Source organism: Mammaliicoccus vitulinus (assembly GCF_029024305.1).
GTDB lineage: Bacteria > Bacillota > Bacilli > Staphylococcales > Staphylococcaceae > Mammaliicoccus > Mammaliicoccus vitulinus.
The window spans coordinates 1,576,506-1,588,495 of the sequence record NZ_CP118974.1 but is presented as its reverse complement, the minus strand read 5'-3'; the positions used below and the strand labels follow the sequence as shown (position 1 = coordinate 1,588,495).

The window sequence follows — 11,990 nt, the reverse complement described above, 5'->3', positions numbered from 1 at the left end:
ATTGATAATGAGTTCATCATTACACGCAACAACAATATTTGCTATAAAACATAATGGCCATTCTGCAATGGCGGGTGATGGCCAAGTTACACTAGGTGAACAAGTCATCATGAAACAAACAGCTAGAAAAGTGAGAAGACTTTATCATGATAAAGTTATAGCTGGTTTTGCTGGTAGCGTTGCAGACGCGTTCACATTATTTGAAAAATTCGAAGTTAAATTACAAGAATATAGTGGTAATTTGACGAGAGCTGCCGTAGAACTTGCTCAAGAATGGCGTGGAGATAAAATGTTACGTCAACTTGAAGCGATGTTAATCGTTATGAATGAAACGGATTTACTCGTTATAAGTGGTACAGGTGAAGTTATTGAACCAGACGATGGTATAATTGCGATTGGTTCTGGTGGTAATTATGCATTGAGTGCTGGAAGAGCGCTTAAGTCATATGCACCACATTTATCAGCTAAAGAGATAGCGGAAGCTTCATTGAATACTGCTGCAGATATTTGTGTGTTCACAAATCACGAAATAAAAGTTGAAGAAATATAAATGGAGGGTTCAAGGTTGTCACAAAATCAATTAAAAATGACACCGCATGACATTGTTGATCGATTAAATGATCATATTATCGGTCAGCAAGATGCTAAACGTAAAGTAGCTATTGCACTTAGAAACCGATATAGAAGAAGTCAATTAGATGATCAACTTAGAAATGAAATTATTCCTAAAAATATTCTTATGATTGGACCTACAGGTGTTGGTAAGACTGAAATAGCTAGAAGAATGGCGAAATTAGTAGGTGCACCTTTTGTTAAAGTAGAAGCGACAAAATTCACAGAAGTTGGATATGTAGGTCGAGATGTTGAAAGTATGATTCGTGACTTAGTTGAAGTAGGTCGTCGAATCGTAAAGGAAGAAAAGAAAAAATTTGTGCATGATGACGCGAGTCAGAAAGCAAATGAAAAGTTAGTTAAATTGCTAGTCCCAAGCATGAAGAAAAAAGCTCAAAGCAATGGGAATAACCCATTAGAGTCTTTATTTGGAGGTCAATTTCCAAACTTTAACCAACAGGATGAAGTGGAAGAATCACCGACTGAAGAAATTAAAACAAAACGTGAAGATATTAAGAAACAATTAATGAATGGTGAGCTAGAAGAAGAAATCGTTAAAATTAAAGTAGAACAAGAGCAACAATCATTAGGTATGATGGGCATGGAAAACAATCCTCAAATGCAAGATATGTTGAGTCAAATGATGCCGAAGAAAAAACTAGAACGAAGCCTTCCAGTCAAAACTGCAAGAAAAATTTTGACGGATCAAATAGCAAATGAATTAATTGATCAAGAGTCTGTAAACGAAGAAGCGATACAACTTACAGAACAAATGGGTATGGTATTTATCGATGAAATAGATAAAATAGCTGCTAGTAATAGTAACAGTGGACAAGATGTTTCACGTCAAGGTGTTCAAAGAGATATTCTTCCAATTGTAGAAGGTAGTGTTGTTCAAACTAAATATGGTTCTATTAACACTGAGCACATTTTATTTATCGGTGCAGGTGCATTCCATATGTCTAAGCCAAGCGACTTGATTCCTGAATTACAAGGAAGGTTCCCAATTCGTGTTGAATTAGATAGTTTAACAACTGAGGATTTTGTCAAAATATTAAAAGAACCAAAACAATCACTTCTTGATCAATATAAAGCACTTCTTGAAACTGAAATGGTCACAATTAACTTTACTGACGAAGCTATCAATAGATTAGCTGAAATCGCATTTCAAGTGAATCAAGAAACAGACAATATTGGTGCGAGAAGGCTGCATACTATACTAGAAAAAATGCTTGAAGACCTTTCATTCGAAGCTTCAAATATGCCAAATGCAGTAGTGGATATTACACCAGAATACGTTAATCAAAAATTAGAATCAATTGCTACAAACAAAGATTTAAGTGCATTTATTTTATAAAAAAAGGAGAACAATTAAATGAGTTTATTAACAAAGACGAGAGAATTAAATACATTACTACAAAAACATAAAGGTATAGCTGTAGACTTTAAAGATATGGCGAAAACAATCAGTGATGTAACTGTAACGAACGTATTCATAGTGTCAAGAAGAGGTAAAATTTTAGGTTCAAGCTTAAACGAATTATTGAGTAACGACCGAATTATTAAAATGCTAGAAGACAGACATATTCCAAGAGAATATACAGATCAATTAATGCATGTTCAACAAACTCAATCTAACATTAGTATTGAGGATGTTTTAACTGTATTTCCACCAGAAAATAAAGAGTTATTCGTAGATAGCCGAACGACAATTTTCCCAATATTAGGTGGCGGTGAACGTTTAGGAACGCTAGTAGTAGGTCGTGTTACTCAAGATTTCAATGATAATGATCTTGTATTAGGTGAATATGCAGCAACTGTAATTGGCATGGAAATTTTAAGAGAAAAACATAATGAAATTGAACAAGAAGCTAGAGATAAAGCGGCTATTACAATGGCTATTAACTCACTTTCTTATTCAGAGAGAGAAGCGATCGAACATATTTTCGAAGAACTTGGTGCATCAGAAGGTTTATTAGTAGCATCTAAAGTTGCTGATAGAGTTGGTATTACTAGATCTGTAATTGTAAATGCATTAAGAAAATTAGAAAGTGCTGGCGTTATCGAATCTCGTTCTTTAGGTATGAAAGGAACATTCATTAGAATTAAAAAAGAACGTTTCCTAGAAGAATTAGGTTTAAATAAATAAAATACTTGATGAACGTTATAAGATGTGTTATATTAAACAACGGCTATAAAAGCCAAATTCACACATATTCACTAAAATTATAGAGTGGTGCAACATACTTTGTTGTTTCTATAATGAGTGTTTATGGCGGAATAAAACCAATTAGGAGGAATTATCATGGCAGTTATCTCAATGAAACAATTGCTTGAAGCAGGTGTTCACTTCGGTCACCAAACACGCCGTTGGAACCCAAAAATGAAAAGATATATTTTCACAGAAAGAAACGGTATCTATATTATCGACTTACAAAAAACAGTTAAGAAAGTTGACGAAGCATACAACTTTATTAAATCTGTTTCTGAAGAAGGCGGTAAAGTATTATTCGTAGGTACTAAAAAACAAGCACAAGAGTCAGTTAAAGAAGAGGCTGAACGTGCTGGACACTACTACATTAACCAAAGATGGTTAGGTGGTACATTAACTAACTACAAAACAATTTCTAAACGTGTAAAACGTATTTCTGAAATCGAAAAAATGGAAGAAGACGGCACATTTGATGTGTTACCTAAAAAAGAAGTTGTAGAACTTAAAAAAGAATACAACCGTTTAATCAAATTCTTAGGCGGTATTCGTGATATGAAATCAATGCCTCAAGCATTATTCGTAGTTGACCCTCGTAAAGAGCGTAACGCGATTGCTGAAGCACGTAAATTACACATTCCAATCGTTGGTATTGTTGATACAAACTGTGATCCAGATGAAATCGATTATGTTATCCCTGCAAACGATGATGCTATTCGTGCTGTTAAATTGTTAACTGGTAAAATGGCTGACGCTATTTTAGAAGGTCAACAAGGCGTTTCAAATGAAGATGTAGCTGCAGAGCAAAACATCGACTTAAAAGAAACAGAACAAGCACCTAAAGAAGAATCAACTGAAACTACTGAAGCATAATTTCAAAAAGGTGATAAGGTTCTATAACTTATCACCTTTTTTTAGAAAGATTTACTTTGAGAACTTATTATTTATATAAATGGAGGAATTAAATTATGGCTATTTCAGCTAAACTTGTTAAAGAATTACGTGAAAAAACTGGCGCAGGTATGATGGACTGTAAAAAAGCTTTAACAGAAACTGATGGTGACATCGATAAAGCGGTAGATTTCTTACGTGAAAATGGTATTGCTAAAGCTGCTAAAAAAGCAGACCGTATTGCTGCAGAAGGAACAACTTTTGTTGCTTCTAATGGTAACGATGCAGTTATTCTTGAATTAAACTCAGAAACAGATTTCGTTGCTCGTAACGAAGGTTTCCAAAACTTAGTTAAAGAAATGGCTGATCATATTCTTGAAGTTAAACCAGCTAACGTTGAAGAATTAAGCGCTTCTAAATTAGCAAATGGTCAAACTGTTGATGAAAAAATGAACGAATCAATTTCTACAATTGGTGAAAAATTAACGTTACGTAGATTCACTTTAAAAACTAAAACAGATAATGATTCATTCGGTGAGTACTTACACATGGGTGGACGTATCGGTGTATTAACTGTTGTTGAAGGATCAACTAATGTTGAAGCTGCTAAAGATGTTGCTATGCACATTGCTGCTTTAAATCCTAAATTTGTTTCTCGTGACCAAGTTTCTGAAGAAGAATTAGCTCACGAAAAAGAAGTTCTTAAACAACAAGCTTTAAATGAAGGTAAACCTGAAAATATCGTTGAAAAAATGGTTGAAGGTAGAATGCGTAAATATTTAGAAGAAATCTGTGCTGTAGATCAAGCGTTCGTTAAAAATCCAGACCAAACTGTTGCTGAATTCTTAAAAACAGAAGGTGGCGTGCTTGTAGATTTCGTTCGTTACGAAGTTGGGGAAGGTATCGAGAAACGTTCTGATAACTTTGCTGATGAAGTAAAAGGACAAATGAAAGGCAACTAAGTTTGCTTTTTAGAAAGAAGACACGCCTAGTGTCTTCTTTCGTTATATATAAAGACCTAATTATAAGCATAGAGAGGGATTAAGATGACTAAAAATTCTAAATATAAACGCGTCGTTCTAAAACTAAGTGGTGAGGCTTTAGCTGGAGATTCAGGCTTTGGTATCAATCCAGTCGTGATCAAAAGTATTGCACAACAAGTGTCAGAAGTAGCACAAATGGACTGTGAAGTTGCAGTGATCGTTGGTGGCGGAAACATATGGAGAGGTAAAACAGGAAGCGATTTAGGAATGGATCGTGGAACGGCAGATTATATGGGCATGTTAGCCACAGTAATGAATGCTTTAGCATTACAAGATAGTTTAGAACAATTAGAATGTGATACGCGTGTATTAACTTCTATTGAAATGAAACAAGTAGCTGAACCATATATTAGAAGACGTGCGATTCGTCACTTAGAGAAAAAGAGAGTGGTTATATTTGCAGCAGGAATTGGCAATCCATATTTCTCTACAGATACAACTGCAGCTTTAAGAGCAGCTGAAGTTGAAGCTGATGTTATCTTAATGGGTAAAAACAACGTAGATGGCGTTTACTCTGCTGACCCTAAATTAGATCCTAATGCAGAAAAATACGAAAGATTAACTTATATTCAAATGTTACAAGAGGGATTACAAGTAATGGATTCAACTGCTTCATCATTCTGTATGGACAATGATATCCCACTTGTTGTATTCTCAATTATGGAAGAAGGCAATATTAAACGTGCTGTACAAGGTGAAGAAATTGGTACAGTTATTACAAAATAAACATGAGGTGTGATTCCATGGCAGATGTTATTCATGAAACAAAATCAAGAATGAACAAAACAATTGAAAGTTTTAGTAGAGATTTAGCTGCAATAAGAACTGGACATGCAAATGCGAATCTTTTAGAAAGAGTCAATGTTGAATATTATGGTGTTCCAACTCCTATTCAACAGTTAGCTGGTATTTCAGTACCAGAAGCTCGACTACTTGTCGTACAACCATATGATAAATCTTCAGTAGAAAATGTTCTTAAAGCGATCAATGCAGCAAATCTTGGCGTTAATCCTACTAGTGATGGTACGGTTATTAGAATTGCTGTACCTGCATTAACAGAAGAGCGCAGAAAAGAATTAGTAAAAGAAGCTAAAAAAGAAGCTGAAAATGCTAAAGTGGCAATTCGTAACGTTCGTCGTGATTCAAATGAAGATTTGAAGAAACAAGAAAAGAACGGCGATATTTCTGAAGATGACTTGAGAAATCAAACAGAGCAAGTACAAAAAATTACGGATGATTTCATCAAAAAGATTGATGATTTAACTGTACAAAAAGAAAACGATATATTGGAAGTTTAAAGATAAGAACTGTACCAAATCAGACTTTGGTATGGTTTTTTTCTTTATGTACACAGAACCCTTCTTTTTGTGATAAAATGTATTACGATATGTTTAATAAATTATACATATAAATTCGCGTTTGTTTGATGGAGGACGCTATGATAAAAAAGTTTATAAAGCAAAAACAACAAATAAATAATCAAGACATTGAATTAACAGTCCCTGAACATATAGCAATCATTATGGATGGTAATGGTAGATGGGCAAAGAATAGAAAAATGCCTCGCATTAAAGGACATTATGAAGGTATGCAAACGGTAAAAAAAATCACACGTAAAGCAAATGATTTAGGTGTGAAATATTTGACTTTATATGCATTTTCTACGGAAAACTGGTCTCGTCCAGAAGATGAAGTGAAATATTTAATGAAATTACCTGTTGATTTCCTTAAAACGTTCTTGCCAGAACTCATAGAAAAAAATGTTAAAGTTACGACTATTGGTTTTACGGAAGCTTTGCCGAAGCATACTAAAAATGCTATTGGAGAAGCTATCGAAAAAACTAAAGATAATACTGGATTAAATCTTGTATTTGCATTGAATTATGGTGGAAGAGCCGAAATTCTTAATGCAGTTAAAGAACTTTATCATGAAGTAGAAAAAGGGCATTTATCTATTGATGAAGTATGTGAAGATAATTTGAAAAAGCATTTATTTACTTCTGAAATACCAGATCCCGAATTGCTTATACGTACATCAGGTGAAGAAAGATTGAGTAATTTTTTAATATGGCAATCATCTTATAGTGAGTTTATATTCACTAAAACATTGTGGCCAGATTTTGATGAACAATCTTTAATAGACTGTTTAAAAATTTACCAGTCGAGACAACGTAGATTTGGTGGGCTATAAAGGAGATAAAAATGAAGACGAGAACAATATCTGCAATTGTTGCAATGGCTGTATTTCTTCCGATTGTTATATATGGTGGACTACCAGTTATCGCATTAGCATATCTACTTGGTATAATTGCATTAAAAGAAATTTTAAATATGAATAATTTATCAATTATTTCTATACCAGGTTTTTTATCTACTGTTTCACTATGCATTATTTTATTACCTCAAGAACTGATTAATTATGATATACGTATACAATTACAATTATTAATCATTATGAGTTTCTTAATGCTAAGTTACACAGTTATGTCTAAAAACAGATTTAATTTTATGGATGCATCTTTTTGCGTGATGTCAGTTACATATATTGGTATAGGATTTATGTACTTTTACGAAACGAGAGAACATGGCTTACAATTTATCTTGTTTGCACTGTTATTAGTTTGGTTGACTGATACAGGTGCATATATATTTGGTAGATTATTTGGAAAGCACAAATTATGGCCGCTTATCAGTCCTAATAAGACTATAGAAGGCTTCATTGGCGGTATTTTCTCGAGCTTAATAGTAGCAGTTATTTTTGGACAATCTTTTGATATGGATGTATCATTATGGTTATTAATTCCTTTAACTATGTTATTAAGTATGTTTGGTCAATTAGGTGACCTTGTAGAATCAGGACTAAAAAGACATTTTGGTGTGAAAGATTCGGGGAATATTATGCCAGGACACGGTGGTATACTGGATAGATTTGATAGTTTTATCTTTGTATTACCATTATTAAATCTATTCCTATTTCAATTGTAAATTGGGGTGCAATCTATGAAAAATATAGCTATTTTGGGAGCAAGTGGTTCTGTAGGACAACAAGCTTTAGATGTAATTAGAGAACATGCTTCACAGTTTAATTTGGTGGCATTTTCTGTTGGCAAAAATATCGCATATGCTCAAAATATAATAGAAGAATTCCGTCCAGAACTTGTATCCGTACAACGTGAGGAAGATATGGAAAAGCTCAAACATTTAGATGTAGAACTCGTGCATGGAGAAATGGGTTTGCTGTCAGTAGCGACATATCACAAGACGGATTTACTATTGAATTCTATATTAGGCAGTATTGGATTGCGACCTACAATGTCTGCAATTGATGCAGGTATAGATATTGGTTTAGCGAATAAAGAAACTTTAGTAGCAGCTGGTGAACTTGTCATGGCAAAAGCAAAAGAGAAAAACGTTAAAATTTTGCCGGTAGATTCTGAACACTCTGCTATATTTCAATGTTTAAACGGAGAACATCAACAAGATATCAATAAGCTGATCATCACTGCAAGTGGAGGCTCGTTTAGAGACTTAACACGAGAAGATTTGAAAAATGTAACACTTGAAGATGCGTTAAATCACCCTAATTGGTCAATGGGTCAAAAAATAACTATTGATTCTGCAACGATGATGAATAAAGGTTTAGAAGTTATTGAAGCAAAATGGCTATTTAATTTAGATATTAATCAAATTGAAACAGTATTACATAAAGAAAGTATTATTCATTCTATGGTTGAATTTAAGGATACGAGTGTAATTGCCCAGTTAGGTACTCCGGATATGAGAACACCGATACAGTATGCATTTACATACCCAAAAAGAGCTACAAGAGATGCTGAAAAATTAAATTTAGCTCAAATAGGTCAATTGAATTTTGAAGAAATGGATTTTAGCCGCTTTAAATGTATACAGTTTGCTTATGATGCAATTAAAATTGGAGGTACAATGCCTGTTGTTTTAAATGCTGTTAATGAAGTAGCTGTGCACAAATTTCTAAATAATGAAATATCATTTTTAGCAATTGAAGATATGATTGAGGAAGCAATGAAAGAGCATGAAGTTATAGAGCATCCAGATTTAGATACAATTCTAAAAGTTGATGCAGCTTATAAATCTAAGGATTACGGGGTGTAAGCGTGATTTATACAATTTTAGCATTTATATTTGTATTCGGTCTGTTAGTTACTGTGCATGAATACGGACATATGTTTTTTGCAAAAAGAGCAGGAATTATGTGTCCTGAATTTGCGATAGGTATGGGGCCGAAAATTTATTCATATAAGAAAAATGAAACATTATATACGATAAGATTATTGCCGGTTGGTGGATATGTCAGAATGGCTGGGGATGGTTTAGAACAAAATCCATTGTCACCTGGTATGCATATTGCGATAAAATTGAATGATCAAAATGAAATCACTCATGTTATTATGGATGATCAACACAAATTCCAGCAAATTGAACATTTAGAAATTAAAGATAGTGATTTTGAAAAAGATATTTATATTGAAGGTATTACTGCAAGTGATGAAGAAAGACATCATTATAAATTAGCAAAAGAGGCTTATTTTGTTCAAGGTGGAGATTTAATTCAAATTGCACCAAAAGATAGACAACTAATGTCTAAAAAGCCTTATCAAAGATTCCTTACTTTATTTGCAGGTCCTTTGTTTAACTTTATACTTGCACTCGTTATCTTTGTAGGATTAGCATACTGGAATGGTGTACCTACAGATGAACCAGTATTTGGAGATTTAGAAGATGGTGCACCTGCTCAAACTGCTGGTATTAAAAAAGGTGATGAAATTAAATCAGTTGATGGTAAACAGATAAATGAATTTACTGATTTGCAACCTATTTTTAAAGAAAAGAAAACAGAACCAGTTGAAATTAAAGTAGACCGTGATGGTCAAGAGAAGACTTTCAAAGTAGCAGCTAAGAAAGATAGACAAGAAGTAAGTAAAGGTGAATTTGAAACAAGATATATCATAGGTGTTGCACAACCGACAGAACATACTGTATTTGGGCCTTTATTAGCGGGCATAGAGAAAACGATCGTCGCAGGTCAATTAATCTTCCAAGCTGTGCTAGGACTCATCGGTAGTATATTTACGGGTGCATTCTCATTTGATATGTTAAATGGGCCAGTTGGTATCTATAGTAATGTCGATACGGTCGTTAAACAAGGTTTTGAAACATTAATGGGCTTTACTGCATTGTTAAGTGTGAATTTAGGTATTATGAATTTATTACCAATTCCTGCATTAGATGGCGGTAGACTATTATTTGTAATTTATGAAATGATATTTAGAAAACCAATTAATAAAAAAGCCGAAATGGTTATGCTTTCAATCGGCGCAGTATTTTTAATATTTGTAATGATTATGGTTACATGGAATGATATTCAGCGATACTTCATGTAATTTATAGGAGGAAACTAATGAAACAGTCTAAAATATTTATACCAACATTAAGAGAAGTTCCGGCAGAAGCGGAAGCGATTAGTCATAAACTTCTATTAAAGTCAGGTATGATTAAACAAAATGCGCGTGGTATTTATAGTTATTTACCAACAGCTAAGCGTGTACTTAATAAAATTGAGCAAATCGTTCGTGAAGAAATGGAAAACATCGATGGTGTAGAAGTATTAATGCCTGTATTACAACAAGCGGAATTATGGAAAGAATCAGGCAGATGGGATGCTTATGGTCCAGAATTGATGAGATTAAAAGATCGTAACAAGCGAGAATTTAGTCTTGGACCTACGCATGAAGAAGTCGTTACTTCTCTCGTACGTGATGAATTAAAATCTTACAAACGTTTACCTATTACATTATTCCAAATTCAAACTAAATTTAGAGATGAGCAACGCCCAAGATTTGGACTATTACGTGGTCGTGAATTTATTATGAAAGATGCGTATTCATTCCATGCAGATGAATCTTCATTAGATGATACTTATAATGATATGTATCATGCATACCATAAAATTTTCACAAGAGTTGGATTAAACTTCAGACCTGTATTAGCTGATTCAGGTGCTATCGGTGGCGATCATACGCATGAATTTATGGCGCTAGCAGAAATCGGTGAAGATACGATCGTTTATAGTGAAACAAGTGATTTTGCAGCAAACATTGAAAAAGCAGAAGTTGCTTACACGCCAAATCATGATCATACACCTGTAAAAGAATTAGAAAAAGTTGAAACACCTAATATTAAAACAGCTCAAGCTTTAGCTGATTTCTTAAATGTTAGCTTAGATAAAATTATTAAATCTATGATTGTTAAAGTTGAAGATGAATATGTCATGATATTAATTAGAGGACATCATGAAGTAAATGATGTGAAGTTGAAATCATATTTCAAAACTGAAAATATCGAAATGGCGAGTGAGAATGAAATTGAAAACATTTTAGGTGCAAAACCAGGTAGTCTAGGGCCAGTAAATGTGAATCAAATAAAAATATATGCAGATAATTTTGTTCAAGATATTAACAATTTAGCTGTCGGAGCAAATGAAAATGACTTCCACTATTTAAATGCTAACGTAGATAGAGATTTTAATATTGAAGCTTACGGTGATTTCAGGTTTATTCTTGAAGGTGAAGAACTGCCTAATGATTTAGGTAAAGCGAAATTTGCTGAAGGTATTGAAGTTGGACAAGTATTTAAACTTGGAACAAAATACTCTGAAAGTATGGATGCAACATTCTTAGATGAACAAGGTAAAGCGAAGCCGCTCATTATGGGTTGTTACGGTGTTGGTATTTCAAGAACATTATCAGCAGTGATTGAACAACATCACGATGAAAAAGGTATTATTTGGCCAAAATCTATTTCACCTTATGAAGTGCATTTAATCGCGATTAACCCTAAGAAAGATGAACAAAAAGAACTTGCTGAACAACTTTATGGGCAATTGAAAAATCAATATGATGTATTATATGATGATCGTAAAGAAAGTGCGGGTGTTAAATTTAATGATGCAGATTTAATCGGCTTACCAGTACGTGTTATGGTTGGTAAAAAAGCTGGTGAAGGTATCGTTGAAGTTAAACGTCGTGATAATTCAGAGAGTCAAGAAGTACATATTGATGAATTAAATGATGTACTAGCATCGTTTTATAATGCAGTGAAATAGACTGATAAAAACAACTGAATCTGATATAATATAAGATATTTAAAGAGGCTATTTTAAGATTAGCCTCTTTTTCATTTTGACGAAGGTGGTCGTA

The 11,990-nt window shown here is 33.5% G+C and carries 12 protein-coding genes; all 12 read left to right on the top strand.

Annotated elements, in window-relative coordinates; translation table 11 throughout:
• Nucleotides 1–7: 7 nt before the first annotated feature.
• The 12 genes from hslV to PYW35_RS07950 all read left to right on the top strand — a co-directional run bounded on the left by hslV (nucleotide 8) and on the right by PYW35_RS07950 (nucleotide 11,896).
• Nucleotides 8–550 (top strand): ATP-dependent protease subunit HslV, encoded by a 543-nt coding sequence (gene hslV / locus PYW35_RS08005; protein WP_016910755.1) that lies wholly within the window; start codon nucleotides 8–10, stop codon nucleotides 548–550.
• Between the two features lie 36 nt (nucleotides 551–586).
• Nucleotides 587–1,969 carry an ATP-dependent protease ATPase subunit HslU gene (hslU, locus tag PYW35_RS08000; RefSeq protein ID WP_371868268.1) on the top strand — a complete coding sequence of 461 codons (1,383 nt, stop codon included), beginning with the start codon at nucleotides 587–589 and terminating at the stop codon, nucleotides 1,967–1,969.
• A gap of 18 nt (nucleotides 1,970–1,987) precedes the next feature.
• On the top strand, nucleotides 1,988–2,761 hold the full coding sequence (gene codY / locus PYW35_RS07995; protein ID WP_016910757.1) for a GTP-sensing pleiotropic transcriptional regulator CodY: 774 nt from the start codon (nucleotides 1,988–1,990) through the stop codon (nucleotides 2,759–2,761).
• Nucleotides 2,762–2,917: 156 nt separating this feature from the next.
• Nucleotides 2,918–3,694: a 30S ribosomal protein S2 gene (gene rpsB, locus PYW35_RS07990; protein ID WP_016910758.1), complete on the top strand. Its 777-nt coding sequence runs from the start codon at nucleotides 2,918–2,920 to the stop codon at nucleotides 3,692–3,694.
• 92 nt (nucleotides 3,695–3,786) lie between these two features.
• The gene (gene tsf, locus PYW35_RS07985) at nucleotides 3,787–4,674 is read left to right on the top strand and encodes a translation elongation factor Ts (RefSeq protein WP_182475362.1); all 888 of its coding nucleotides are present in this window, start codon (nucleotides 3,787–3,789) and stop codon (nucleotides 4,672–4,674) included.
• A gap of 84 nt (nucleotides 4,675–4,758) precedes the next feature.
• Nucleotides 4,759–5,481 (top strand): UMP kinase, encoded by a 723-nt coding sequence (pyrH, locus tag PYW35_RS07980; RefSeq protein ID WP_016910760.1) that lies wholly within the window; start codon nucleotides 4,759–4,761, stop codon nucleotides 5,479–5,481.
• A 17-nt stretch (nucleotides 5,482–5,498) separates the two neighbouring features.
• Nucleotides 5,499–6,053: a ribosome recycling factor gene (gene frr, locus PYW35_RS07975; RefSeq protein ID WP_016910761.1), complete on the top strand. Its 555-nt coding sequence runs from the start codon at nucleotides 5,499–5,501 to the stop codon at nucleotides 6,051–6,053.
• A gap of 140 nt (nucleotides 6,054–6,193) precedes the next feature.
• Nucleotides 6,194–6,946 carry an undecaprenyl pyrophosphate synthase gene (locus PYW35_RS07970; protein ID WP_103323029.1) on the top strand — a complete coding sequence of 251 codons (753 nt, stop codon included), beginning with the start codon at nucleotides 6,194–6,196 and terminating at the stop codon, nucleotides 6,944–6,946.
• 11 nt (nucleotides 6,947–6,957) lie between these two features.
• Nucleotides 6,958–7,740: a phosphatidate cytidylyltransferase gene (locus PYW35_RS07965; protein ID WP_016910763.1), complete on the top strand. Its 783-nt coding sequence runs from the start codon at nucleotides 6,958–6,960 to the stop codon at nucleotides 7,738–7,740.
• Nucleotides 7,741–7,755: 15 nt separating this feature from the next.
• Entirely contained in the window at nucleotides 7,756–8,886 is a 1,131-nt protein-coding gene (gene dxr, locus PYW35_RS07960; protein ID WP_103323030.1) for a 1-deoxy-D-xylulose-5-phosphate reductoisomerase, read from the top strand.
• Nucleotides 8,887–8,888: 2 nt separating this feature from the next.
• Nucleotides 8,889–10,175, top strand: coding sequence for an RIP metalloprotease RseP (gene rseP / locus PYW35_RS07955; protein ID WP_103323031.1), 1,287 nt, complete (start codon nucleotides 8,889–8,891; stop codon nucleotides 10,173–10,175).
• A 17-nt stretch (nucleotides 10,176–10,192) separates the two neighbouring features.
• Nucleotides 10,193–11,896, top strand: a complete 1,704-nt coding sequence (locus PYW35_RS07950; RefSeq protein WP_103323032.1) for a proline--tRNA ligase — start codon at nucleotides 10,193–10,195, stop codon at nucleotides 11,894–11,896.
• The last annotated feature ends 94 nt before the right edge of the window (nucleotides 11,897–11,990 follow it).